Source organism: Pantoea sp. B550 (assembly GCF_024158165.1).
In the GTDB taxonomy this organism is placed as follows: domain Bacteria; phylum Pseudomonadota; class Gammaproteobacteria; order Enterobacterales; family Enterobacteriaceae; genus Pantoea; species Pantoea alfalfae.
Genome location: NZ_JAMYXI010000003.1, coordinates 1,532,151 through 1,552,584, shown reverse-complemented (window position 1 = coordinate 1,552,584; position 20,434 = coordinate 1,532,151). Strand labels below are relative to the sequence as shown.

Annotated in this window: 36 protein-coding genes and 1 pseudogene; 35 read left to right on the top strand and 2 right to left on the bottom strand. The window is 50.4% G+C overall.

The features are described from left to right. The first annotated feature begins 12 nt into the window (after positions 1 to 12). The 3 genes from tuf (at position 13) to bfr (ending at position 2,135) form a co-directional block, all read left to right on the top strand. On the top strand, positions 13 to 1,197 hold the full coding sequence (gene tuf / locus NIM72_RS10355; RefSeq protein WP_105099977.1) for an elongation factor Tu: 1,185 nt from the start codon (positions 13 to 15) through the stop codon (positions 1,195 to 1,197). A 170-nt stretch (positions 1,198 to 1,367) separates the two neighbouring features. Next, a complete protein-coding gene (bfd, locus tag NIM72_RS10350) occupies positions 1,368 to 1,562 on the top strand; it encodes a bacterioferritin-associated ferredoxin (protein ID WP_033784140.1) in 195 nt (64 codons plus the stop codon). A 99-nt stretch (positions 1,563 to 1,661) separates the two neighbouring features. Further along, positions 1,662 to 2,135: a bacterioferritin gene (bfr, locus tag NIM72_RS10345; protein WP_013359241.1), complete on the top strand. Its 474-nt coding sequence runs from the start codon at positions 1,662 to 1,664 to the stop codon at positions 2,133 to 2,135. Here the strand turns inward: bfr and NIM72_RS10340 are convergent. Then, positions 2,122 to 2,889, bottom strand: a complete 768-nt coding sequence (locus NIM72_RS10340; protein WP_222924924.1) for an A24 family peptidase — start codon at positions 2,887 to 2,889, stop codon at positions 2,122 to 2,124. The two genes, bfr and NIM72_RS10340, sit on opposite strands and share 14 nt — an antisense overlap. A 393-nt stretch (positions 2,890 to 3,282) precedes the next feature. Here NIM72_RS10340 and rpsJ point away from each other — a divergent pair, with 393 nt between their 5' ends. The 32 genes and pseudogenes from rpsJ to arfA form a co-directional block, all read left to right on the top strand. Next, positions 3,283 to 3,594, top strand: coding sequence for a 30S ribosomal protein S10 (rpsJ, locus tag NIM72_RS10335; protein ID WP_001181005.1), 312 nt, complete (start codon positions 3,283 to 3,285; stop codon positions 3,592 to 3,594). 32 nt (positions 3,595 to 3,626) lie between these two features. Next, positions 3,627 to 4,256, top strand: coding sequence for a 50S ribosomal protein L3 (rplC, locus tag NIM72_RS10330; RefSeq protein WP_003850712.1), 630 nt, complete (start codon positions 3,627 to 3,629; stop codon positions 4,254 to 4,256). Between the two features lie 10 nt (positions 4,257 to 4,266). Then, positions 4,267 to 4,872 (top strand): 50S ribosomal protein L4, encoded by a 606-nt coding sequence (rplD, locus tag NIM72_RS10325; protein WP_003850711.1) that lies wholly within the window; start codon positions 4,267 to 4,269, stop codon positions 4,870 to 4,872. Continuing rightward, a complete protein-coding gene (gene rplW / locus NIM72_RS10320; protein ID WP_003850708.1) occupies positions 4,869 to 5,171 on the top strand; it encodes a 50S ribosomal protein L23 in 303 nt (100 codons plus the stop codon). Before rplD ends, rplW begins: the two co-directional genes overlap by 4 nt. Before the next feature lie 17 nt (positions 5,172 to 5,188). After that, positions 5,189 to 6,010, top strand: a complete 822-nt coding sequence (rplB, locus tag NIM72_RS10315) for a 50S ribosomal protein L2 (protein ID WP_008927137.1) — start codon at positions 5,189 to 5,191, stop codon at positions 6,008 to 6,010. A gap of 16 nt (positions 6,011 to 6,026) precedes the next feature. Further along, positions 6,027 to 6,305, top strand: coding sequence for a 30S ribosomal protein S19 (gene rpsS, locus NIM72_RS10310; protein ID WP_001138115.1), 279 nt, complete (start codon positions 6,027 to 6,029; stop codon positions 6,303 to 6,305). A 13-nt stretch (positions 6,306 to 6,318) separates the two neighbouring features. After that, positions 6,319 to 6,651: a 50S ribosomal protein L22 gene (rplV, locus tag NIM72_RS10305; RefSeq protein ID WP_008927136.1), complete on the top strand. Its 333-nt coding sequence runs from the start codon at positions 6,319 to 6,321 to the stop codon at positions 6,649 to 6,651. 17 nt (positions 6,652 to 6,668) lie between these two features. Beyond that, the gene (rpsC, locus tag NIM72_RS10300) at positions 6,669 to 7,367 is read left to right on the top strand and encodes a 30S ribosomal protein S3 (RefSeq protein WP_008927135.1); all 699 of its coding nucleotides are present in this window, start codon (positions 6,669 to 6,671) and stop codon (positions 7,365 to 7,367) included. Positions 7,368 to 7,379: 12 nt separating this feature from the next. After that, on the top strand, positions 7,380 to 7,790 hold the full coding sequence (gene rplP, locus NIM72_RS10295; RefSeq protein ID WP_008927134.1) for a 50S ribosomal protein L16: 411 nt from the start codon (positions 7,380 to 7,382) through the stop codon (positions 7,788 to 7,790). After that, the gene (gene rpmC / locus NIM72_RS10290) at positions 7,790 to 7,981 is read left to right on the top strand and encodes a 50S ribosomal protein L29 (RefSeq protein WP_003850146.1); all 192 of its coding nucleotides are present in this window, start codon (positions 7,790 to 7,792) and stop codon (positions 7,979 to 7,981) included. The genes rplP and rpmC overlap by 1 nt, the downstream gene beginning before the upstream one ends. Beyond that, entirely contained in the window at positions 7,981 to 8,235 is a 255-nt protein-coding gene (gene rpsQ / locus NIM72_RS10285; RefSeq protein WP_003850147.1) for a 30S ribosomal protein S17, read from the top strand. Before rpmC ends, rpsQ begins: the two co-directional genes overlap by 1 nt. A 358-nt stretch (positions 8,236 to 8,593) precedes the next feature. Next, entirely contained in the window at positions 8,594 to 9,946 is a 1,353-nt protein-coding gene (locus tag NIM72_RS10280; RefSeq protein ID WP_253420216.1) for an 8-oxoguanine deaminase, read from the top strand. A gap of 248 nt (positions 9,947 to 10,194) precedes the next feature. Next, positions 10,195 to 10,566, top strand: a complete 372-nt coding sequence (gene rplN / locus NIM72_RS10275; protein ID WP_006120590.1) for a 50S ribosomal protein L14 — start codon at positions 10,195 to 10,197, stop codon at positions 10,564 to 10,566. A 10-nt stretch (positions 10,567 to 10,576) separates the two neighbouring features. After that, entirely contained in the window at positions 10,577 to 10,891 is a 315-nt protein-coding gene (gene rplX, locus NIM72_RS10270) for a 50S ribosomal protein L24 (protein WP_003850150.1), read from the top strand. 14 nt (positions 10,892 to 10,905) lie between these two features. Then, positions 10,906 to 11,445, top strand: coding sequence for a 50S ribosomal protein L5 (rplE, locus tag NIM72_RS10265; RefSeq protein ID WP_003850155.1), 540 nt, complete (start codon positions 10,906 to 10,908; stop codon positions 11,443 to 11,445). Between the two features lie 14 nt (positions 11,446 to 11,459). Then, the gene (gene rpsN, locus NIM72_RS10260) at positions 11,460 to 11,765 is read left to right on the top strand and encodes a 30S ribosomal protein S14 (protein ID WP_008927132.1); all 306 of its coding nucleotides are present in this window, start codon (positions 11,460 to 11,462) and stop codon (positions 11,763 to 11,765) included. A gap of 32 nt (positions 11,766 to 11,797) precedes the next feature. Then, positions 11,798 to 12,190, top strand: a complete 393-nt coding sequence (gene rpsH / locus NIM72_RS10255; protein WP_003850158.1) for a 30S ribosomal protein S8 — start codon at positions 11,798 to 11,800, stop codon at positions 12,188 to 12,190. Between the two features lie 13 nt (positions 12,191 to 12,203). Next, positions 12,204 to 12,737, top strand: a complete 534-nt coding sequence (rplF, locus tag NIM72_RS10250) for a 50S ribosomal protein L6 (RefSeq protein ID WP_013359237.1) — start codon at positions 12,204 to 12,206, stop codon at positions 12,735 to 12,737. A gap of 9 nt (positions 12,738 to 12,746) precedes the next feature. Continuing rightward, complete coding sequence (gene rplR, locus NIM72_RS10245) at positions 12,747 to 13,100, top strand: 50S ribosomal protein L18 (RefSeq protein ID WP_003850163.1); 354 nt, start codon at positions 12,747 to 12,749, stop codon at positions 13,098 to 13,100. 14 nt (positions 13,101 to 13,114) lie between these two features. Next, a complete protein-coding gene (gene rpsE, locus NIM72_RS10240) occupies positions 13,115 to 13,615 on the top strand; it encodes a 30S ribosomal protein S5 (RefSeq protein ID WP_003850164.1) in 501 nt (166 codons plus the stop codon). A gap of 5 nt (positions 13,616 to 13,620) precedes the next feature. Next, positions 13,621 to 13,800: a 50S ribosomal protein L30 gene (gene rpmD, locus NIM72_RS10235; RefSeq protein WP_003850166.1), complete on the top strand. Its 180-nt coding sequence runs from the start codon at positions 13,621 to 13,623 to the stop codon at positions 13,798 to 13,800. 3 nt (positions 13,801 to 13,803) lie between these two features. Beyond that, on the top strand, positions 13,804 to 14,238 hold the full coding sequence (gene rplO / locus NIM72_RS10230; protein WP_003850168.1) for a 50S ribosomal protein L15: 435 nt from the start codon (positions 13,804 to 13,806) through the stop codon (positions 14,236 to 14,238). A 7-nt stretch (positions 14,239 to 14,245) separates the two neighbouring features. After that, a complete protein-coding gene (gene secY, locus NIM72_RS10225; RefSeq protein WP_003850175.1) occupies positions 14,246 to 15,577 on the top strand; it encodes a preprotein translocase subunit SecY in 1,332 nt (443 codons plus the stop codon). A gap of 32 nt (positions 15,578 to 15,609) precedes the next feature. Beyond that, positions 15,610 to 15,726 (top strand): 50S ribosomal protein L36, encoded by a 117-nt coding sequence (gene rpmJ, locus NIM72_RS10220; protein ID WP_010252805.1) that lies wholly within the window; start codon positions 15,610 to 15,612, stop codon positions 15,724 to 15,726. Between the two features lie 146 nt (positions 15,727 to 15,872). Continuing rightward, positions 15,873 to 16,229, top strand: a complete 357-nt coding sequence (rpsM, locus tag NIM72_RS10215; protein WP_003850176.1) for a 30S ribosomal protein S13 — start codon at positions 15,873 to 15,875, stop codon at positions 16,227 to 16,229. Positions 16,230 to 16,245: 16 nt separating this feature from the next. Next, positions 16,246 to 16,635, top strand: coding sequence for a 30S ribosomal protein S11 (rpsK, locus tag NIM72_RS10210; protein ID WP_004160563.1), 390 nt, complete (start codon positions 16,246 to 16,248; stop codon positions 16,633 to 16,635). Between the two features lie 33 nt (positions 16,636 to 16,668). Continuing rightward, positions 16,669 to 17,289 carry a 30S ribosomal protein S4 gene (gene rpsD / locus NIM72_RS10205; protein ID WP_008927131.1) on the top strand — a complete coding sequence of 207 codons (621 nt, stop codon included), beginning with the start codon at positions 16,669 to 16,671 and terminating at the stop codon, positions 17,287 to 17,289. A gap of 25 nt (positions 17,290 to 17,314) precedes the next feature. Next, on the top strand, positions 17,315 to 18,304 hold the full coding sequence (rpoA, locus tag NIM72_RS10200) for a DNA-directed RNA polymerase subunit alpha (protein ID WP_003850179.1): 990 nt from the start codon (positions 17,315 to 17,317) through the stop codon (positions 18,302 to 18,304). A 40-nt stretch (positions 18,305 to 18,344) separates the two neighbouring features. After that, complete coding sequence (gene rplQ, locus NIM72_RS10195; protein ID WP_003850180.1) at positions 18,345 to 18,731, top strand: 50S ribosomal protein L17; 387 nt, start codon at positions 18,345 to 18,347, stop codon at positions 18,729 to 18,731. A 96-nt stretch (positions 18,732 to 18,827) separates the two neighbouring features. Further along, positions 18,828 to 19,199: a DUF1992 domain-containing protein gene (locus tag NIM72_RS10190; RefSeq protein ID WP_222924925.1), complete on the top strand. Its 372-nt coding sequence runs from the start codon at positions 18,828 to 18,830 to the stop codon at positions 19,197 to 19,199. Beyond that, on the top strand, positions 19,200 to 19,616 hold the full coding sequence (gene zntR, locus NIM72_RS10185; RefSeq protein WP_161736567.1) for a Zn(2+)-responsive transcriptional regulator: 417 nt from the start codon (positions 19,200 to 19,202) through the stop codon (positions 19,614 to 19,616). It abuts the gene before it with no gap. A gap of 59 nt (positions 19,617 to 19,675) precedes the next feature. After that, positions 19,676 to 19,750 (top strand): annotated as a pseudogene (gene arfA / locus NIM72_RS21535) (alternative ribosome rescue factor ArfA); the annotation flags it as partial. Positions 19,751 to 19,908: 158 nt separating this feature from the next. Here arfA and mscL read toward each other — a convergent pair. Beyond that, on the bottom strand, positions 19,909 to 20,319 hold the full coding sequence (gene mscL, locus NIM72_RS10175) for a large-conductance mechanosensitive channel protein MscL (RefSeq protein WP_033734108.1): 411 nt from the start codon (positions 20,317 to 20,319) through the stop codon (positions 19,909 to 19,911). Positions 20,320 to 20,434: the final 115 nt, after the last annotated feature.

Sequence of the window (20,434 nt, the reverse complement as noted above, 5' to 3'; positions counted from 1 at the left end):
GGAATTATCGCCATGGCGAAAGAGCAATTTCAGCGTAACAAACTGCACGTAAACGTGGGCACCATCGGTCACGTCGACCACGGTAAAACCACCCTGACTGCAGCTATTACCACCGTACTGTCTAAAACTTACGGCGGCCAGGCTCGTGCATTCGATCAGATCGATAACGCACCAGAAGAGAAAGCTCGTGGTATCACCATCAACACTTCACACGTTGAGTATGAAACCCCGACTCGTCACTACGCACACGTTGACTGCCCAGGCCACGCCGACTATGTGAAAAACATGATCACCGGTGCTGCGCAGATGGACGGCGCGATCCTGGTTGTTGCTGCGACTGATGGCCCAATGCCACAGACCCGTGAGCACATCCTGCTGGGTCGTCAGGTTGGCGTTCCTTACATCATCGTGTTCCTGAACAAATGTGACATGGTTGATGATGAAGAGCTGCTGGAACTGGTAGAGATGGAAGTCCGTGACCTGCTGTCAGCATATGACTTCCCAGGCGACGACACCCCAATCGTTCGTGGTTCTGCGCTGAAAGCGCTGGAAGGCGAAGCTGAGTGGGAAGCGAAAATCATCGAACTGGCTGAGCATCTGGACAACTACATCCCAGAACCACAGCGTGCGATCGACATGCCGTTCCTGCTGCCAATCGAAGACGTCTTCTCAATCTCTGGCCGTGGTACTGTTGTTACCGGTCGTGTTGAGCGCGGCATCGTTAAAGTCGGCGACGAAGTTGAAATCGTAGGTATCAAAGATACTGCGAAATCAACCTGTACCGGTGTTGAGATGTTCCGTAAGCTGCTGGACCAGGGTCAGGCAGGCGAAAACTGTGGTGTTCTGCTGCGCGGTATCAAGCGTGAAGACATCCAGCGTGGTCAGGTTCTGGCTAAGCCAGGCTCAATCAAGCCACACACCCAGTTCGAGTCAGAAGTTTACGTTCTGTCTAAAGACGAAGGTGGTCGCCATACTCCGTTCTTCAAAGGCTATCGTCCACAGTTCTACTTCCGTACAACTGACGTAACCGGCTCAGTAGAGCTGCCAGAAGGCGTTGAAATGGTCATGCCAGGCGACAACATCAAAATGGTTGTTACCCTGATCCACCCAATCGCAATGGACGAAGGTCTGCGCTTCGCAATCCGCGAAGGTGGCCGTACCGTTGGCGCGGGTGTTGTTGCTAAAGTTATCGCTTAATTGTGATATCTGCTGTGGTCGTGCAAACGGCCACTGCAGCACAGTAAAAAGAGCACTTCGGTGCTCTTTTTTTTGCTCAGAAATCGACATAACCCTGTAAAGCGTGGGTTTGAAATAAAAACGATTCGCATTTACACTGTGTACAGAAAATGTACCCGAGTGATGAATCAATGTACGTCTGCCTGTGTAATGCCATCAGTGATAAAACCCTTCGTGAAGTTGTGCGTCGCTATCAGCCCAAATCTATTCAGCAACTGCGCCAGTTTGTACCGGTAGGCAAACAGTGTGGCAAATGCGTTCGTGCTGCGCGCGAGATTATGGATGAAGAGATGCAGCATGCCCCGCTCTATAAAGAGATAGCCTGACTGACCCTGGATGTGTGAATACCCACAATATCTGTCGCGTTTTTTTGACTTCTTTTTAACCACATCTACGCTGTATAAATCAGACGCGGAGGGTTAACAATGAAGGGCGATATCAAAGTTATCAGTCATCTCAATAAACTGCTGGGAAATGAACTGGTTGCCATCAATCAGTATTTTCTGCATGCACGCATGTTTAAAAACTGGGGGCTAACGCGCCTCAACGATGTGGAGTACCACGAATCGATCGACGAGATGAAGCATGCGGACAAGTACATTGAACGCATTCTCTTTCTTGAGGGAATTCCAAATCTTCAGGATCTGGGACGTCTGCGTATCGGCGAAGACGTTGAGGAGATGCTAAGTTCAGACCTGAATCTGGAGCTGGAAGGCGCTAAAGATCTGCGTGAGGCCATTTCCTATGCTGACAAGGTACATGACTATGTCAGTCGTGACATGATGATTGAAATCCTGGCTGATGAAGAGCATCACATCGACTGGATTGAAACGGAACTTGAGCTAATCCAGAAGATGGGTATCCAGAACTATCTGCAGGCTCAAATCAAAGAAGAGTGAATCGGGTCTGCAACACGATCATTACCCAGCCCGCAATGGCCAGGAAAGGGCCAAACGGCAGCGGGCTGTTCACCTGAATTAAACCGCGTAGTTTCAGCATCACGATTGCCGTCAGCGCCAGAAAAGTGGCACCCAGTGCAATCCAGGGTAGCGCCTGCCATCCACAACATGCGCCCAATGCCGCGAAAAGCTTCATATCACCATAACCTAATCCTTCATGCCCCCGAACCTGCCGATAACTCCAGGCGAGCAGCCACAATGTACAGTAGCCCGACAAGGCACCCCATATCGCCGCACTCTCTGTCCCAAAGATGGCTGCATGTAGTAACCCCAGCCAGAGCAGCAGATAGCTGAGCGGGTCAGGTATACAGAAGTGCTGACGGTCAATAACCGCTATCAGTAGCAGCAGGCTGGAGGCAGTGATAACAAAAGTAGCGTCTGCAGCCCTGTCAAAACTATTCAGTACCAGCAGGCAAAGCATTGCAACTAGCCATTCACTGATAAAGCTTTCCGCACCGAACGGATGATGACAGAAGCGGCACCAACCTCTTAACCGTGGCCAGCTAATCAGTGGCAGCGCATCACGCCATAGCAGGCGTTGCTGACAACAATCACACCGTGAACCGGGAAAGCAGAGTGCGATAAACCACTGAGCGGGTGAGAGGGCGGGTGAGAAGCGTACCCAGGCCAGCGAAAGAAAGCTTCCCAGTGCGCCTCCGCCAGCAAGTGCTACGAATTGAGTAATCAGTGACATGATGTTGCTCCGGATGAGAAGTTAAAAGCACTTTCATCGGCTTCTCATTCTGTGTCACCTATGGATAAATAACGGCGGAAAAGTGCTCACAAAAAAATTTGTGACTTAACCGCTCTGCAGCACTGCGATGCGACGCGTGCCGCAAGAACCGGCCACTATTTAACAGGGAAAACCGCAACACGGGTTGCTTCCTGAACAGATTTACGTATAATGCGCGGGCCTGCAGATATTGCAGGCGCGATTCGAGCAGAATCGCAGACGGCTGAAATATAGGCCGCCTGACAATACTCCCAATTGGGGAGTTATATGCTGAACGATTACACTCTCCCATCAATCGTAATGGGTTCGAGTAGTAATTTTTTTCGTCTATAAAAAGTTTGGAGCTCTGGTCTCATGCAGAACCAAAGAATCCGTATCCGTCTTAAAGCGTTTGATCATCGTCTGATCGATCAATCAACCGCGGAAATCGTTGAGACCGCCAAGCGCACTGGTGCGCAGGTTCGTGGTCCAATCCCGCTGCCAACCCGCAAAGAGCGTTTTACTGTTCTGATCTCTCCGCACGTTAACAAAGATGCGCGTGATCAGTACGAAATCCGCACTCACAAGCGTCTGGTAGACATCGTTGAGCCAACTGAAAAAACGGTTGATGCTCTGATGCGTCTGGATCTGGCTGCCGGTGTTGACGTGCAGATCAGCCTGGGTTAATCAGGTCATCGAGCGATTGAGAGGTTGAAACAATGATTGGTTTAGTCGGTAAAAAAGTGGGCATGACCCGCATCTTCACTGAAGATGGCGTTTCTATCCCCGTCACCGTAATCGAAGTTGAAGCGAACCGCGTTACTCAGGTCAAAGGCCTGGAAAACGACGGTTACCAGGCAATTCAGGTTACCACCGGTGCTAAAAAAGCAAACCGTGTGACCAAACCTGAAGCTGGTCATTTTGCTAAAGCTGGCGTTGAAGCTGGCCGTGGCCTGTGGGAATTCCGCACCGCTGAAGGTGAAGAGTATTCTGTAGGTCAGAGCATCAGCGTTGAGATTTTCGCTGAAGTTAAGAAAGTTGACGTAACCGGTACCTCTAAAGGTAAAGGTTTCGCCGGTACCGTTAAGCGCTGGAACTTCCGTACCCAGGACGCTACTCACGGTAACTCCTTGTCTCACCGCGTTCCGGGTTCTATCGGTCAGAACCAGACTCCGGGCAAAGTGTTCAAAGGCAAGAAAATGGCAGGTCAGCTGGGTAATGAGCGCGTAACCGTTCAGAGTCTGGACGTAGTACGTGTTGACGCTGAGCGCAACCTGCTGCTGGTTAAAGGTGCAGTTCCCGGTGCTACCGGTAGCGACCTGATCGTTAAACCAGCTGTGAAGGCGTAAGGGGATAGCAATGGAATTAGTATTGAAAGACGCGCAGAGCGCGCTGACTGTTTCCGAAACTACCTTCGGTCGTGATTTCAACGAAGCGCTGGTTCACCAGGTTGTTGTTGCTTACGCATCTGGCGCCCGCCAGGGTACTCGTGCGCAGAAAACTCGCGCCGAAGTAACCGGTTCAGGCAAAAAGCCATGGCGTCAAAAAGGCACCGGCCGTGCGCGTGCAGGTTCTGTAAAGAGCCCAATCTGGCGTTCAGGTGGCGTGACCTTTGCTGCGAAGCCGCAGGACCACAGTCAAAAAGTTAACAAAAAGATGTACCGCGGCGCGCTGAAAAGCATCCTGTCCGAACTGGTACGTCAAGATCGTCTGATCGTTGTCGAATCATTTGCTGTAGAAGCACCGAAAACCAAGCTGCTGGTACAGAAACTGAAAGACATGGCTCTGGAAGACGTGCTGATCATCACCGGTGAACTGGATGAGAATCTGTTCCTGGCTGCGCGTAACCTGTACAAGGTTGACGTGCGTGATGCATCCGGTATCGATCCAGTTAGCCTGATCGCCTTCGACAAAGTCGTTATGACTGCTGATGCAGTTAAGCAAGTTGAGGAGATGCTGGCATGATCCGTGAAGAACGTCTGCTGAAAGTACTGCGCGCGCCGCACGTATCTGAAAAAGCATCTAGCGCGATGGAAAAAACCAATACCATCGTTCTCAAAGTTGCTAATGACGCGACCAAAGCAGAGATCGTTGCTGCTGTTGAGAAACTGTTCGAAGTAGAAGTTAAAGACGTAAACACCCTGGTAGTTAAGGGCAAAGTTAAGCGTCAAGGACAGCGTATCGGTCGTCGTAGCGACTGGAAAAAAGCTTACGTCACCCTGAAAGAAGGCCAGAATCTGGACTTCGCTGGCGGCGCTGAGTAAGTCGGAGGAGAAAGACAATGGCAGTTGTTAAATGTAAACCGACATCTCCGGGTCGTCGCCATGTAGTTAAAGTGGTAAACGCGGAGCTGCACAAGGGCAAACCATTTGCCCCGCTGGTAGAAAAAAACAGCAAATCCGGTGGCCGTAACAACAATGGTCGTATCACTACCCGTCATATCGGTGGTGGTCACAAGCAGGCTTACCGTATTGTTGACTTCAAACGCAACAAAGATGGTATCCCGGCAGTTGTTGAACGTCTTGAGTACGATCCGAACCGCTCTGCGAACATCGCACTGGTTCTGTACAAAGACGGCGAGCGCCGTTACATCCTGGCCCCTAAAGGCCTGAAAGCCGGCGACCAGATCCAATCTGGCGTTGATGCTGCGATCAAAGCAGGTAACACTCTGCCGATGCGTAACATCCCGGTGGGTTCAACCGTGCATAACGTAGAAATGAAACCAGGCAAAGGCGGTCAGATTGCTCGCTCAGCTGGTGCTTACGTGCAGATCGTTGCGCGTGAAGGTTCTTACGTTACCCTGCGTCTGCGTTCAGGTGAAATGCGTAAAGTCGAGTCTGACTGCCGCGCAACACTGGGCGAAGTCGGCAACGCTGAGCATATGCTGCGCGTTCTGGGTAAAGCTGGTGCAGCCCGTTGGCGTGGTGTTCGTCCGACCGTTCGTGGTACCGCGATGAACCCAGTTGATCACCCGCACGGTGGTGGTGAAGGTCGTAACTTTGGTAAGCACCCGGTAACTCCGTGGGGCGTTCAGACCAAAGGTAAGAAGACCCGTAGCAACAAGCGTACTGATAAATTTATCGTACGTCGCCGTAGCAAATAATATTAGAGGATAAGCCATGCCACGTTCTCTCAAGAAAGGTCCTTTTATTGACCTGCACTTGCTGAAGAAGGTAGAGAAAGCGGTGGAAAGCGGTGACAAGAAGCCTTTGCGCACTTGGTCCCGTCGTTCAACGATCTTTCCTAACATGATCGGTTTGACCATCGCTGTCCATAATGGTCGTCAGCACGTTCCTGTCTTTGTTTCCGACGAAATGGTTGGTCACAAACTGGGTGAATTCGCGCCGACACGTACTTATCGCGGTCACGCGGCTGATAAAAAAGCCAAGAAGAAATAAGTAGGAGGAAGAGATGGAAACTTTAGCTCAACATCGCCACGCTCGTTCTTCTGCTCAGAAGGTTCGCCTTGTTGCTGACCTGATTCGCGGTAAGAAAGTGTCGCAGGCACTGGACATTTTGACCTACACCAATAAGAAAGCGGCTGTACTGGTCAAAAAAGTTCTGGAATCTGCCATTGCTAACGCCGAACACAACGATGGCGCTGATATCGACGATCTGAAAATCACGAAAATTTTCGTTGATGAAGGTCCGACCATGAAACGCATTATGCCGCGTGCCAAAGGTCGTGCAGATCGCATCCTGAAGCGCACCAGCCACATTACTGTGGTTGTGTCCGATCGCTGAGACTCTGGAGACTAGCAATGGGTCAGAAAGTACATCCTAATGGTATTCGCCTGGGTATTGTAAAACCATGGAACTCTACCTGGTTTGCGAACACCAACGAATTCGCTGACAACCTGGACAGCGATTTTAAAGTACGTCAGTTCCTGACTAAAGAACTGGCTAAAGCATCTGTCTCTCGTATCGTTATCGAGCGTCCAGCGAAGAGCATCCGTGTGACTATTCACACCGCTCGTCCGGGCATCGTTATCGGTAAGAAAGGCGAAGATGTAGAAAAACTGCGCACGGTCGTCGCGAAAATCGCTGGCGTTCCTGCACAGATCAATATCGCCGAAGTCCGCAAGCCGGAACTGGACGCGAAACTGGTAGCTGACAGCATTACTTCACAGCTGGAGCGTCGTGTGATGTTCCGTCGTGCTATGAAGCGTGCAGTTCAGAACGCCATGCGTCTTGGCGCGAAGGGTATTAAAGTTGAAGTTAGCGGCCGTCTGGGTGGCGCTGAGATCGCACGTACCGAATGGTATCGTGAAGGTCGCGTGCCATTGCACACACTGCGTGCTGACATTGACTACAACACCTCTGAAGCGCACACCACTTATGGTGTAATCGGCGTTAAGGTATGGATCTTCAAAGGTGAGATCCTGGGTGGTATGGCTGCTGTTGAACAACCGGAACCGGCTGCTCAACCTAAAAAGCAGCAGCGTAAAGGCCGTAAGTAAGGAGAGTCGCTGATGTTACAACCAAAGCGTACGAAATTCCGTAAGGTGCACAAAGGCCGTAACCGCGGTCTGGCTGCGGGTACGGATGTCAGCTTCGGTACTTTCGGTCTGAAAGCTGTTGGCCGTGGTCGTCTGACTGCTCGTCAGATCGAAGCAGCACGTCGTGCTATGACCCGTGCAGTTAAGCGTCAAGGTAAGATCTGGATCCGAGTATTCCCGGACAAACCGATCACCGAGAAGCCGCTGGAAGTGCGTATGGGTAAAGGTAAGGGTAACGTAGAGTATTGGGTTGCCCTGATCCAGCCTGGTAAAGTCCTGTATGAAATGGACGGCGTACCAGAAGAGCTGGCCCGTGAAGCATTCAAGCTGGCAGCAGCAAAACTGCCTATCAAAACCACCTTTGTAACTAAGACGGTGATGTAATGAAAGCAACTGAGCTGCGTGAAAAAAGCGTTGAAGAGCTGAACACTGAGCTGCTTAATCTGCTGCGTGAGCAATTTAACCTGCGCATGCAGGCAGCATCTGGCCAACTGCAGCAGACTCATCTGCTGAAACAGGTTCGCCGTGATGTTGCACGCGTTAAGACTTTACTGACTGAGAAGGCGGGTTCGTAATGACCGATAAAATCCGTACTCTGCAGGGTCGTGTAGTAAGTGACAAAATGCAGAAATCTGCAGTTGTCGCTATCGAACGTTTCGTGAAACACCCGATCTACGGCAAATTCATCAAACGTACGACCAAGCTGCACATCCATGACGAGAACAATGAATGTGGAATTGGTGACGTGGTAGAAATCCGCGAATGCCGTCCACTGTCCAAGACTAAATCCTGGACCCTGGTTCGCGTAATCGAGAAAGCGGTTCTGTAATAAGAATTGTTTTTTCTGAGGAAACCCTCTGCTTCGGCAGGGGGTTTTTTTTTACCTTTTATTCTGACTTGATCCATTTGTGCCTGCGGCAGAGCAGATTTGATGGCGCTCACAAATTTAGGGAATGGCGAGGATTAAGCTGCGACTCTTCAGGCGATGTGACCTGAAAGCTCCAGTCTGTTGAGGCCGGAGTTATCATAACTGTACAAGGAAATGTGCCGTGGAAATGGAGAATCATGATCGCTTACGCCGGTCACTGTTAAAATTACCACTGTTAGCTGCGTTACCAGCTATTAGCTCTGCCAAAAGCCTGCCGCTATTATCGGGTAGTACACACCCACAACCCACAGGCAATAGCATGGAACGAACGTTATTACTAAAGAACGCTGAATGCGTGGTCTGCATGGATGCCGAGCGTCGGGAAATACGTAACGCCAGTATTCTGATTAAAGGGAACCAAATCGTTGCGGTCGGGGAAGCAGGATCGTTACCTGATAGCGCGGATGAAATGATTGACCTTCAGGGACACATTGTTATCCCCGGGCTGATCAATACGCATCATCACATGTATCAGAGCCTGACCCGGGCTATTCCTGCGGTACAAAACGGCGAACTGTTCAACTGGTTGACCCACCTCTACCCACTGTGGCAGAACCTGACGCCTGAGATGATTCATATCTCAACGCAGATTTCGATGGCTGAGTTAATGCTCTCCGGTTGCACCACCACCAGTGACCATCTCTATGTCTACCCTAACGGCTGTAAGCTTGACGACAGCATTGAGGCTGCAGCACTGATGGGCATGCGTTTCCATGCCAGCCGGGGCAGCATGAGTGTGGGCAAATCCCTCGGAGGCCTGCCGCCCGATTCGCTGGTTGAGAATGAAGCCGCCATCCTCAAGGATACGCAGCGTGTGATTGAACGCTATCACGATGACAGCCACGGCTCGATGTTACGCATCGTGGTGGCCCCATGTTCACCGTTCTCAGTCAGTCGTGAACTGATGAAACAATCCGCTGCACTGGCACGCAGCTTCAACGTCTCGATGCATACTCATCTGGCGGAGAACGACAACGATATCCGATATAGCCGCGAAAAGTTCCACATGACGCCAGCACAGTACGTTGAAGACCTCGGCTGGGTAGGGCCGGATGTCTGGCATGCACACTGCGTTAAACTGGATCAGTATGGTATGGAGCTCTTTGCACGCACCGGAACCGGCGTCGCACACTGTCCCTGTTCAAACATGCGGCTCGGTTCGGGCATTGCACCAATACGCCACATGTGCGATGCCGGTGTCCATGTCGGTATGGGCGTAGATGGGTCAGCCTCCAATGACAGCTCAGACATGATAGCGGAGGTACGTCAGGCAATGCTGTTACAACGCGTGGGTTTCGGCCCGGATGCGATGACGGCTCGTCAGGCTCTGGAGCTGGCGACGCTGGGTGGAGCAAAAGTGCTGAATCGCGATGACGTGGGCGCCATTGCGCCGGGCATGATGGCTGATCTGGCCATCTTTGATTTGAATCGCATTGGTCTTGCCGGGGCGGGGCACGATCCTGTCGCCGCCCTGGTGTTCTGTAATCCGGGGCAGGTCGCTTACAGCATCATCAACGGAAAAGTCAGGGTGCGAAACGGACAACTGGCCGGAATTGAACTGCCAGCCGTGCTGCATCAGCATAACCAACTGGCCAGAAAACTGGTTAGTTGAGTCATAAGGGCACTTTATTAGGGAGGCGACGAAAAATAAGGCAGATTACATTTGCTACTGTTCGCACTATTCCCTAGAATACGCCCTCCCTGTCATCAGGGAAAATCAGCGGCTCGATTGAGAGCCGTTTATTTTTTCTACCCATCTGTGAGAACCGGTGTTACAATGCCGCGCCCTCAATTATGGGGCTTTCTAACGACCTGAGGTTTAGGTCCCGAAGTAGTAGTTGACATTAGCGGAGCACTAAAATGATCCAAGAACAGACTATGCTGAACGTCGCCGACAACTCCGGTGCACGTCGCGTAATGTGTATCAAGGTTCTGGGTGGCTCGCACCGTCGCTACGCAGGCGTCGGTGACATCATCAAAGTTACCATCAAGGAAGCAATTCCTCGTGGTAAAGTCAAAAAAGGTGATGTCCTGAAGGCGGTAGTGGTGCGCACCAGGAAGGGTGTTCGTCGCCCGGACGGTTCTGTCATTCGCTTCGATGGTAATGCATGCGTTATTCTGAACAATAACAGTGAGCAGCCTATCGGTACGCGTATTTTTGGGCCGGTAACTCGTGAACTTCGTACTGAAAAGTTCATGAAAATTATCTCTCTGGCACCAGAAGTACTCTAAGGAGCGAACAATGGCAGCTAAAATCCGTCGTAACGACGAAGTTATCGTGTTAACCGGTAAAGATAAAGGTAAGCGCGGTAAAGTTAAGAATGTCCTGTCTTCTGGTAAGGTCATCGTTGAAGGTATCAACCTGGTTAAGAAACATCAGAAGCCGGTTCCGGCTCTGAACCAACCAGGTGGCATCGTTGAAAAAGAAGCTGCTATTCAGGTTTCTAACGTTGCACTGTTCAACGCGGCAACTGGTAAGGCTGACCGTGTAGGCTTTAGATTCGAAGACGGCAAAAAAGTCCGTTTCTTCAAGTCTAACAGCGAAACTATCAAGTAATTTGGAGTAGTACGATGGCGAAACTGCATGATTACTACAAAGACGAAGTAGTCCAGAAACTCATGACAGAGTTTGGCTACAATTCTGTCATGCAAGTCCCTCGGGTCGAGAAGATCACCCTGAACATGGGTGTTGGTGAAGCGATCGCTGACAAGAAACTGCTGGATAATGCAGCAGCAGACCTGGCAGCAATCTCCGGTCAAAAACCGCTGGTCACCAAAGCACGCAAATCAGTTGCAGGCTTCAAAATCCGTCAGGGCTATCCGATCGGCTGTAAAGTAACTCTGCGTGGCGAGCGCATGTGGGAGTTCTTTGAGCGTCTGGTCACCATTGCAGTTCCACGTATCCGTGACTTCCGTGGCTTGTCCGCTAAGTCATTCGATGGTCGTGGCAACTACAGCATGGGTGTACGTGAGCAGATCATCTTCCCAGAAATCGACTACGACAAAGTCGATCGCGTTCGTGGTTTGGATATCACCATTACCACTACTGCGAAATCTGATGATGAAGGCCGTGCTCTGCTGGCTGCCTTTGACTTCCCGTTCCGTAAGTAAGGTAGGGTTACTTAATGGCTAAGCAATCTATGAAAGCGCGCGAAGTTAAGCGTGCAAAATTAGCAGACAAATTCTTCGCTAAACGCGCTGAACTGAAAGCGATCATCTCTGATGTGAACGCTTCCGACGAAGACCGTTGGGATGCTGTTCTGAAGCTGCAGAGTCTGCCGCGTGATTCCAGCCCTTCACGTCAGCGTAACCGCTGCCGTCAAACAGGTCGTCCGCACGGTTTCCTGCGGAAGTTTGGGTTGAGCCGTATCAAGGTCCGCGAAGCCGCCATGCGCGGTGAAATTCCGGGTCTGAAAAAGGCTAGCTGGTAATTGTCACCAATTGAATCACGGGAGTAACACAGATGAGCATGCAAGATCCGATCGCGGATATGCTGACCCGTATCCGTAACGGTCAGGCCGCGAACAAAGTTGCGGTCACCATGCCTTCCTCCAAGCTGAAATTGGCAATTGCCAACGTTCTGAAGGAAGAAGGATATATTGAAGATTTCAAAATCGAAGGCGACATCAAGCTGGAACTGGAACTTACTCTCAAGTATTTCCAGGGCAAAGCTGTTGTAGAAAGCATTCAGCGAGTAAGCCGTCCTGGCCTGCGCATCTATAAGAAAAAAGATGAGCTGCCAAAGGTAATGGCTGGTATGGGCATCGCTGTAGTTTCTACATCTAAAGGTGTCATGACTGATCGTGCAGCGCGCCAGGCAGGTCTTGGTGGCGAAATTATCTGCTACGTAGCGTAATCGGAGGATACATATGTCTCGTGTTGCTAAAGCACCTGTCGTTGTTCCTGCCGGCGTAGAGGTAAAACTCGACGGTCAGGTAATTTCGATTAAAGGTAAAAACGGCGAGCTGACTCGTACTATCAATGATGCTGTTGAAGTTAAGCATGCTGACAACGCTCTGACTTTCGCTCCGCGCGAAGGTTTCGTTGACGGCTGGGCGCAGGCGGGTACTTCTCGCGCGCTGCTGAACGCAATGGTTATCGGTGTTACCGAAGGCTTCACTAAGAAGCTGCAGCTGGTTGGTGTAGGTTATCGTGCAGCCGTTAAAGGCGACGTGGTAAACCTGTCTCTGGGCTTTTCTCATCCAGTCGATCACCAGCTGCCCGCGGGTATCACTGCAGAATGTCCAACTCAGACTGAGATCGTGCTGAAAGGCGCTGATAAACAGTTGATTGGTCAGGTTGCTGCGGACCTGCGCGCCTACCGTCGTCCTGAGCCTTATAAAGGCAAGGGTGTCCGTTACGCCGACGAAGTCGTGCGTACCAAAGAGGCTAAGAAGAAGTAAGGTAACACTATGGATAAGAAATCTGCTCGTATCCGTCGTGCGACCCGTGCACGTCGCAAGCTCAAAGAGCTGGGTGCTACTCGCCTGGTGGTACATCGTACCCCGCGTCATATTTACGCACAGGTAATCGCCCCGAATGGTTCCGAAGTTCTGGTCGCTGCTTCTACTGTAGAAAAAGCTATCACTGAACAACTGAAGTATACCGGTAATAAAGAAGCCGCAGCTGCAGTAGGTAAAGCTATCGCAGAACGCGCAATCGAAAAAGGCATCACTGGTGTTTCTTTCGACCGTTCCGGTTTCCAATATCATGGTCGCGTCCAGGCACTGGCAGATGCTGCCCGTGAAGCTGGCCTTCAGTTCTAAGGTAGAGGTCTAAGATGGCACACATCGAGAAACAAGCTGGCGAACTGCAGGAAAAACTGATCGCGGTAAACCGTGTTTCTAAAACTGTTAAAGGTGGTCGTATCTTCTCCTTCACAGCACTGACTGTGGTAGGCGATGGTAATGGTCGCGTAGGTTTTGGTTACGGTAAAGCGCGTGAAGTTCCAGCAGCGATCCAGAAAGCGATGGAGAAAGCCCGTCGCAACATGGTTAACGTCGCGCTGACCAACGGCACCCTGCAGCACCCTGTTAAAGGTGCACACACGGGTTCCCGCGTGTTCATGCAGCCGGCTTCAGAAGGTACCGGTATCATCGCCGGTGGTGCAATGCGCGCCGTTCTGGAAGTCGCTGGAGTTCATAACGTACTGGCAAAAGCCTATGGTTCTACTAACCCGATTAACGTGGTTCGTGCAACTATCGACGGCCTGGGCAATATGAAATCTCCGGAAATGGTCGCTGCTAAGCGTGGTAAATCCGTTGAAGAAATTCTGGGGTAATCACGATGGCTAAGACTATTAAAATCACTCAAACCCGTAGTTCAATCGGCCGCTTGCCTAAGCATAAAGCCACTCTGGTTGGCCTGGGTCTGCGTCGTATTGGCCACACCGTTGAGCGTGAAGACACGCCTGCAGTACGCGGTATGGTTAACGCGGTTTCCTATATGGTTAAAGTGGAGGAGTAAGAGATGCGTTTAAATACTCTGTCTCCGGCCGAAGGGTCTAAGCACGCTACCAAGCGTCTGGGTCGTGGTATCGGTTCTGGCCTCGGAAAAACCGGTGGTCGTGGTCACAAAGGTCAGAACTCACGTTCTGGCGGTGGCGTACGTCGCGGTTTCGAAGGTGGTCAGATGCCTCTGTACCGTCGTCTGCCGAAGTTCGGTTTCACCTCTCGCAAAGCAATGATCACCACAGAGATTCGTCTGTCTGATCTGGCGAAAGTTGAAGGCGGTATCGTCGACCTGAACGCGCTGAAAGCAGCCAACATTGTCGGTGTTCAGATTGAATTCGTTAAAGTAATTCTGTCTGGTGAAGTATCTACACCGGTAACGGTTCGCGGCCTGCGTGTCACCAAAGGTGCTCGTGCTGCAATCGAAGCTGCTGGCGGTAAAATCGAGGAATAAGTAGCAGATGGCTAAACAACCGGGATTAGATTTTCAAAGTGCCAAAGGTGGCTTTGGTGAGCTGAAACGCAGACTGCTGTTTGTAATCGGCGCACTCATTGTCTTCCGTATTGGCTCTTTTATTCCAATCCCTGGTATTGATGCCACTGTACTTGCCAAACTGCTTGAGCAACAGCGTGGCACCATCATTGAAATGTTTAACATGTTCTCTGGTGGTGCTCTCAGCCGTGCTTCTATTTTCGCACTGGGTATCATGCCGTATATTTCGGCATCAATTATCATTCAGTTATTAACGGTGGTTCATCCAGCGTTAGCGGAAATTAAGAAAGAAGGTGAGGCTGGCCGTCGTAAGATTAGCCAGTACACCCGATACGGTACGTTGGTATTGGCCATATTTCAGTCGATCGGTATTGCTACCGGTCTGCCGAATATGCCAGGGATGCAAGGCCTGGTCATGAATCCAGGCTTTGCTTTCTACTTTACCGCTGTTGTGAGTCTGGTCTCAGGAACAATGTTCCTGATGTGGCTGGGCGAACAGATTACTGAGCGTGGTATCGGTAACGGTATTTCGATCATTATCTTCGCAGGTATTGTTGCGGGTCTTCCGCCGGCCATTGGCCATACCATCGAGCAAGCGCGGCAAGGCGACCTGCACTTCCTTCTGTTGCTGTTGGTTGCAGTACTCGTATTCGCAGTGACCTTCTTTGTTATCTTCGTTGAACGTGGTCAGCGCCGCATTGTGGTGAACTACGCAAAACGTCAGCAGGGTCGTCGCGTTTACGCTGCACAGAGCACACATTTACCGTTGAAAGTGAATATGGCGGGTGTTATTCCAGCCATCTTTGCTTCCAGCATTATTCTGTTCCCGGCAACGATTGCATCGTGGTTTGGGGGCGGTACCGGTTGGAACTGGCTGACAACAATTTCGCTGTATTTGCAGCCAGGACAGCCGCTTTATGTGCTACTCTATGCGACTGCAATCATCTTCTTCTGTTTCTTCTATACGGCGTTGGTTTTCAACCCACGTGAAACAGCAGATAACCTGAAGAAGTCTGGTGCATTCGTACCGGGAATTCGTCCGGGAGAGCAAACGGCGAAGTATATTGATAAAGTGATGACGCGACTGACCTTAATCGGCGCGCTGTATATTACTTTTATCTGCCTTATCCCGGAGTTCATGCGTGATGCGATGAAGGTTCCCTTCTACTTTGGCGGTACTTCACTGCTCATCGTAGTTGTCGTCATCATGGACTTTATGGCTCAAGTGCAAACTCTGATGATGTCTAGTCAGTATGAGTCGGCACTGAAGAAAGCTAACCTGAAAGGCTACGGCCGTTAATTCAGTTGGTTGAGAAGTTACGGAGAGTAAAAATGAAAGTTCGTGCTTCCGTCAAGAGATTATGTCGTAACTGCAAAATCATTCGTCGCGACGGTGTCGTACGTGTGATCTGCAGCGCCGAGCCAAAGCATAAACAGCGCCAAGGCTGATTTTGTCACATATTTTTCTTGCAAAGTCGGGTTGAGCTGGCTAGATTAGCCAGCCAATCTTTTGTATGTCAGTACGTTTCCATTTGAGTATCCTGAAAACGGGCTTTTCAGCATGGGACGTGCTTGTTTAATTATAGGAGTGCATAGTGGCCCGTATAGCAGGCATTAACATTCCTGATCAAAAACATACCGTTATCGCATTAACTTCGATCTTCGGTATTGGTAAAACCCGTTCAAAAGCCATCTGCGCTTCAACGGGTATTGCTGAAAATGTTAAGATCAGTGAGCTGTCTGAAGAACAAATTGATCAGCTGCGTGATGCAGTTGCGAAATTCGTTGTAGAAGGTGATCTGCGCCGTGAAATCACCCTGAGCATCAAGCGTCTTATGGACCTTGGTTGCTACCGTGGTTTGCGCCATCGTCGTGGTCTTCCGGTTCGCGGTCAGCGTACTAAGACCAACGCACGTACCCGTAAGGGTCCGCGTAAACCGATCAAGAAATAATCGGGGTGAGTAAATAATGGCAAAGGCACCAGTTCGTGCACGCAAGCGTGTAAGAAAACAAGTCTCAGATGGCGTGGCTCATGTCCATGCTTCTTTTAACAACACCATCGTTACCATTACTGATCGTCAGGGTAACGCACTGGGTTGGGCAACCGCCGGTGGTTCCGGTTTCCGCGGTTCACGTAAATCCACTCCGTTTGCTGCTCAGGTCGCTGCAGAGCGCTGTGCAGAAGCGGTAAAAGATTACGGAATTAAGAACCTGGAAGTTATGGTAAAGGGTCCGGGTCCAGGTCGCGAATCTACGATTCGTGCTTTGAACGCCGCTGGTTTCCGCATCACTAATATTACTGATGTGACTCCGATCCCTCATAACGGTTGTCGTCCGCCGAAAAAACGTCGCGTATAACGCCCGTTTTTTTAGGATAGTTGGAGAAAGAAAATGGCAAGATATTTGGGTCCTAAGCTCAAGCTGAGCCGTCGTGAGGGCACTGACTTATTCCTTAAGTCTGGCGTTCGCGCGATTGATTCCAAGTGTAAGATTGAACAAGCCCCTGGTCAGCATGGTGCGCGTAAACCGCGTCTGTCTGATTACGGCGGTCAGTTACGTGAAAAGCAGAAAGTTCGTCGTATCTACGGCGTGCTGGAGCGTCAGTTCCGTAACTATTATAAAGAAGCAGCTCGTCTGAAAGGCAACACCGGTGAAAACCTGTTGGCTCTGCTGGAAGGTCGTCTGGACAACGTAGTTTATCGTATGGGCTTTGGTGCCACTCGTGCGGAAGCACGTCAGCTGGTAAGCCATAAGTCTGTTCTGGTAAATGGCCGCGTTGTTAACATCGCTTCTTATCAGGTATCTCCGAATGATGTCGTTAGCATCCGTGAGAAAGCCAAAAAGCAATCTCGCGTGAAGGCCGCTCTGGAGCTGGCTGAGCAGCGTGAAAAGCCAACCTGGCTGGAAGTTGATGCGACTAAGATGGAAGGTGTGTTCAAGCGTATTCCTGAACGTACTGATCTGTCTGCGGACATTAACGAACACCTGATCGTCGAGCTTTACTCCAAGTAAAGCTTAGTACCAAAGAGAGGACACAATGCAGGGTTCTGTGACAGAGTTTCTAAAACCGCGCCTGGTAGATATCGAGCAAGTGAGTTCGACGCACGCCAAGGTGACCCTTGAGCCTTTAGAGCGTGGCTTTGGCCATACTCTTGGTAACGCACTGCGCCGTATTCTGCTTTCATCCATGCCGGGTTGCGCGGTGACCGAGGTTGAAATTGATGGTGTACTTCATGAGTACAGCACCAAAGAGGGCGTACAGGAAGATATCCTGGAAATCCTGCTCAACCTGAAAGGGCTGGCGGTAAGAGTTCAGGGTAAAGATGAAGTTATTCTGACCCTGAATAAATCTGGCATTGGCCCTGTGACTGCAGCCGACATTACCCATGATGGTGATGTCGAAATCGTCAAGCCTCAGCATGTCATTTGCCATCTGACCGATGAGAACGCGGCTATCAGCATGCGTATCAAAGTTCAGCGTGGACGTGGCTATGTGCCGGCTTCTGCCCGAATTCATTCGGAAGAAGATGAGCGCCCAATCGGCCGCCTGTTAGTTGACGCTTGCTATAGCCCTGTAGACCGTATCGCCTACAATGTTGAAGCAGCGCGAGTAGAGCAGCGCACCGACCTGGACAAGCTGGTCATCGAAATGGAAACCAACGGCACAATCGATCCTGAAGAGGCGATTCGTCGTGCGGCAACCATTCTGGCAGAACAACTTGAAGCTTTCGTTGACTTACGTGATGTACGTCAGCCGGAAGTTAAAGAAGAGAAACCAGAATTCGATCCGATCCTGCTGCGCCCTGTTGACGATCTGGAATTGACTGTCCGCTCTGCTAACTGCCTTAAGGCAGAAGCTATCCACTACATCGGTGATCTGGTACAGCGTACCGAGGTTGAGCTGCTTAAAACGCCTAACCTTGGTAAAAAATCTCTTACTGAGATTAAAGATGTGCTGGCTTCGCGTGGTCTTTCTCTGGGTATGCGCCTTGAGAACTGGCCGCCAGCAAGCATTGCTGATGAATAATCAGATCACAGGTTAAGGTTTCACTGAGAAGGATAAGGTCATGCGCCATCGTAAGAGTGGTCGTCAACTGAACCGCAACAGCAGCCATCGTCAGGCTATGTTCCGCAACATGGCCGGTTCTCTGGTTCGTCATGAGATCATCAAAACGACTCTGCCGAAAGCCAAAGAACTGCGTCGCGTAGTTGAGCCGCTGATTACTCTTGCCAAGACCGACAGCGTAGCTAATCGTCGTCTGGCATTCGCCCGTACTCGTGATAACGAGATCGTGGCAAAACTGTTTAATGAGCTGGGCCCGCGTTTCGCGAGCCGTGCCGGTGGTTACACTCGTATTCTGAAGTGTGGCTTCCGTGCTGGTGACAACGCTCCGATGGCTTACATCGAGCTGGTTGATCGTCCAGAAGCTCAAGCAGAAGCAGCCGCAGAGTAATCTGTAGCAACGTAAAAAACCCGCTTCGGCGGGTTTTTTATTGCCTGAAATTTACTACCTTAGAACTTACTCTTTTCATGTTCAAAGGAGCCAACTATGTGGCTGGTTGATGAACTTGCTGAACAGCACATCAAAGCGGCGCTGGAAAAAGGCGAGCTGAGTAATCTTCCCGGCTCTGGTAAGCCACTGCAGCTGGATGATGACAGTCATGTTCCACCTGAGTTAAGAGCGGGCTACCGGTTACTGAAAAATTCGGGCTTTCTGCCGCCGGAGCTTGAGCTCAGACGTGAAGCCTTGGAAGTTAACGATCTTATTAGGAACCTCGATCCTGCGGATCAACACTATCAGGATCATTGTCATCGGCTTCAGGTGCTGGAGCTAAGATTACGCCAGGCGGGTATCAGTACCGATTTTCTTCATGGCAGTTATTCTACTGCTATTGAGCATCGTTTCCGCGAGGAGGAGTAAATGTTTCGCATCGGTCAGTTAGCTAAGCTTGCAGAGGTGACGCCAGACACCATCCGTTTTTATGAAAAACAGCAGATGATGGATCATGACGGTCGTACGGAAGGGGGATTTCGCCTTTATACCGAGGCCGATCTTCAGCGTCTGAAATTTATTCGCTACGGTCGTAAACTCGGATTTAGCCTTGAAGCCATCAGAGAGCTACTTTCTATAAGGGTCGATCCTGCGCATCATACCTGTCAGGAATCGAAAGCGATCGTTGAAAAACGGCTAAGTGAAGTGGCTCAGATGATCGCAGAATTGGAAACGATGCAACGTTCTTTGCGTCACCTCTCGGACGCGTGTTGTGGTGACAGTCACAGTAGCATTTCGTGCTCAATTCTTGAGGCGCTTGAGCGGGGAGAGGCATTGAGTAAATAAGCATCTTGTTATTTTGCTGCAATGGAATAGAGTATCTGACCATCTCAACAGGAGGCGTTATGAGTAAATATCAGCACACTAAAGGGCAAATTCGCGATAACGCGATTCAGGCTCTGCTGCACGACCCATTATTTCGACAGCGTATTGAACAGAAGCAAAAGGGTAAGGGCAGTTTTAAGCGGAAAGAGAAACATGGTAAGGGGACGGGATGGGAGGGCAGTGATAAGAAAGCGTCTTATCACTGCCCTTCTACTTTTTCAGTAAAAAAACCGCCGTTGAGGCGGCTTATTCACTATACCCGGGTGTTCTGCTGTTTCAGCAGATCGCGGATTTCAGTCAATAAAACTTCTTCATTTGACGGTTTAGCAACCGGCTTCTCCACTTCCTTTTTCTTGTACAGACGATTCATCAACTTAATCGCCATAAAGATCGCGAAAGCGATAATGACGAAATCAAAGATGGTCTGAAGGAAGATACCGTACTGCATAACAACAGCTGGCGCATCGCCAGTTGCGGGCTTAAGAACCCAGGCGAATGATTTGAAATCGACTCCACCGATCAGCAGGCCTAATGGTGGCATGATGATATTAGCGACTAATGATGAAACGATTTTGCCGAATGCCGCACCGATGATAACACCCACGGCTAAATCCATTACGTTGCCGCGCATTGCGAAATCACGAAACTCTTTGATTAAACTCATACTTCTCTCCTTGCCCAAGCTAACGCCATAAAGTCTAACAAACCTCACTGTTTTTGCCATCAACACAGCCAATTAAGCAGCGGTTTTGTATGCCGTATGCTGAGTCAGCCTGTAA

What these genes read in the sequence shown, in the direction of transcription:
- tuf (WP_105099977.1), top strand. Translation starts at nt 13, where the DNA reads ATGGCGAAAGAGCAATTTCAGCGTAACAAACTGCACGTAAACGTGGGC.
- bfd (WP_033784140.1), top strand. Translation starts at nt 1,368, where the DNA reads ATGTACGTCTGCCTGTGTAATGCCATCAGTGATAAAACCCTTCGTGAA.
- bfr (WP_013359241.1), top strand. Translation starts at nt 1,662, where the DNA reads ATGAAGGGCGATATCAAAGTTATCAGTCATCTCAATAAACTGCTGGGA.
- NIM72_RS10340 (WP_222924924.1), bottom strand. Translation starts at nt 2,889, where the DNA reads ATGTCACTGATTACTCAATTCGTAGCACTTGCTGGCGGAGGCGCACTG.
- rpsJ (WP_001181005.1), top strand. Translation starts at nt 3,283, where the DNA reads ATGCAGAACCAAAGAATCCGTATCCGTCTTAAAGCGTTTGATCATCGT.
- rplC (WP_003850712.1), top strand. Translation starts at nt 3,627, where the DNA reads ATGATTGGTTTAGTCGGTAAAAAAGTGGGCATGACCCGCATCTTCACT.
- rplD (WP_003850711.1), top strand. Translation starts at nt 4,267, where the DNA reads ATGGAATTAGTATTGAAAGACGCGCAGAGCGCGCTGACTGTTTCCGAA.
- rplW (WP_003850708.1), top strand. Translation starts at nt 4,869, where the DNA reads ATGATCCGTGAAGAACGTCTGCTGAAAGTACTGCGCGCGCCGCACGTA.
- rplB (WP_008927137.1), top strand. Translation starts at nt 5,189, where the DNA reads ATGGCAGTTGTTAAATGTAAACCGACATCTCCGGGTCGTCGCCATGTA.
- rpsS (WP_001138115.1), top strand. Translation starts at nt 6,027, where the DNA reads ATGCCACGTTCTCTCAAGAAAGGTCCTTTTATTGACCTGCACTTGCTG.
- rplV (WP_008927136.1), top strand. Translation starts at nt 6,319, where the DNA reads ATGGAAACTTTAGCTCAACATCGCCACGCTCGTTCTTCTGCTCAGAAG.
- rpsC (WP_008927135.1), top strand. Translation starts at nt 6,669, where the DNA reads ATGGGTCAGAAAGTACATCCTAATGGTATTCGCCTGGGTATTGTAAAA.
- rplP (WP_008927134.1), top strand. Translation starts at nt 7,380, where the DNA reads ATGTTACAACCAAAGCGTACGAAATTCCGTAAGGTGCACAAAGGCCGT.
- rpmC (WP_003850146.1), top strand. Translation starts at nt 7,790, where the DNA reads ATGAAAGCAACTGAGCTGCGTGAAAAAAGCGTTGAAGAGCTGAACACT.
- rpsQ (WP_003850147.1), top strand. Translation starts at nt 7,981, where the DNA reads ATGACCGATAAAATCCGTACTCTGCAGGGTCGTGTAGTAAGTGACAAA.
- NIM72_RS10280 (WP_253420216.1), top strand. Translation starts at nt 8,594, where the DNA reads ATGGAACGAACGTTATTACTAAAGAACGCTGAATGCGTGGTCTGCATG.
- rplN (WP_006120590.1), top strand. Translation starts at nt 10,195, where the DNA reads ATGATCCAAGAACAGACTATGCTGAACGTCGCCGACAACTCCGGTGCA.
- rplX (WP_003850150.1), top strand. Translation starts at nt 10,577, where the DNA reads ATGGCAGCTAAAATCCGTCGTAACGACGAAGTTATCGTGTTAACCGGT.
- rplE (WP_003850155.1), top strand. Translation starts at nt 10,906, where the DNA reads ATGGCGAAACTGCATGATTACTACAAAGACGAAGTAGTCCAGAAACTC.
- rpsN (WP_008927132.1), top strand. Translation starts at nt 11,460, where the DNA reads ATGGCTAAGCAATCTATGAAAGCGCGCGAAGTTAAGCGTGCAAAATTA.
- rpsH (WP_003850158.1), top strand. Translation starts at nt 11,798, where the DNA reads ATGAGCATGCAAGATCCGATCGCGGATATGCTGACCCGTATCCGTAAC.
- rplF (WP_013359237.1), top strand. Translation starts at nt 12,204, where the DNA reads ATGTCTCGTGTTGCTAAAGCACCTGTCGTTGTTCCTGCCGGCGTAGAG.
- rplR (WP_003850163.1), top strand. Translation starts at nt 12,747, where the DNA reads ATGGATAAGAAATCTGCTCGTATCCGTCGTGCGACCCGTGCACGTCGC.
- rpsE (WP_003850164.1), top strand. Translation starts at nt 13,115, where the DNA reads ATGGCACACATCGAGAAACAAGCTGGCGAACTGCAGGAAAAACTGATC.
- rpmD (WP_003850166.1), top strand. Translation starts at nt 13,621, where the DNA reads ATGGCTAAGACTATTAAAATCACTCAAACCCGTAGTTCAATCGGCCGC.
- rplO (WP_003850168.1), top strand. Translation starts at nt 13,804, where the DNA reads ATGCGTTTAAATACTCTGTCTCCGGCCGAAGGGTCTAAGCACGCTACC.
- secY (WP_003850175.1), top strand. Translation starts at nt 14,246, where the DNA reads ATGGCTAAACAACCGGGATTAGATTTTCAAAGTGCCAAAGGTGGCTTT.
- rpmJ (WP_010252805.1), top strand. Translation starts at nt 15,610, where the DNA reads ATGAAAGTTCGTGCTTCCGTCAAGAGATTATGTCGTAACTGCAAAATC.
- rpsK (WP_004160563.1), top strand. Translation starts at nt 16,246, where the DNA reads ATGGCAAAGGCACCAGTTCGTGCACGCAAGCGTGTAAGAAAACAAGTC.
- rpsD (WP_008927131.1), top strand. Translation starts at nt 16,669, where the DNA reads ATGGCAAGATATTTGGGTCCTAAGCTCAAGCTGAGCCGTCGTGAGGGC.
- rpoA (WP_003850179.1), top strand. Translation starts at nt 17,315, where the DNA reads ATGCAGGGTTCTGTGACAGAGTTTCTAAAACCGCGCCTGGTAGATATC.
- rplQ (WP_003850180.1), top strand. Translation starts at nt 18,345, where the DNA reads ATGCGCCATCGTAAGAGTGGTCGTCAACTGAACCGCAACAGCAGCCAT.
- NIM72_RS10190 (WP_222924925.1), top strand. Translation starts at nt 18,828, where the DNA reads ATGTGGCTGGTTGATGAACTTGCTGAACAGCACATCAAAGCGGCGCTG.
- zntR (WP_161736567.1), top strand. Translation starts at nt 19,200, where the DNA reads ATGTTTCGCATCGGTCAGTTAGCTAAGCTTGCAGAGGTGACGCCAGAC.
- mscL (WP_033734108.1), bottom strand. Translation starts at nt 20,319, where the DNA reads ATGAGTTTAATCAAAGAGTTTCGTGATTTCGCAATGCGCGGCAACGTA.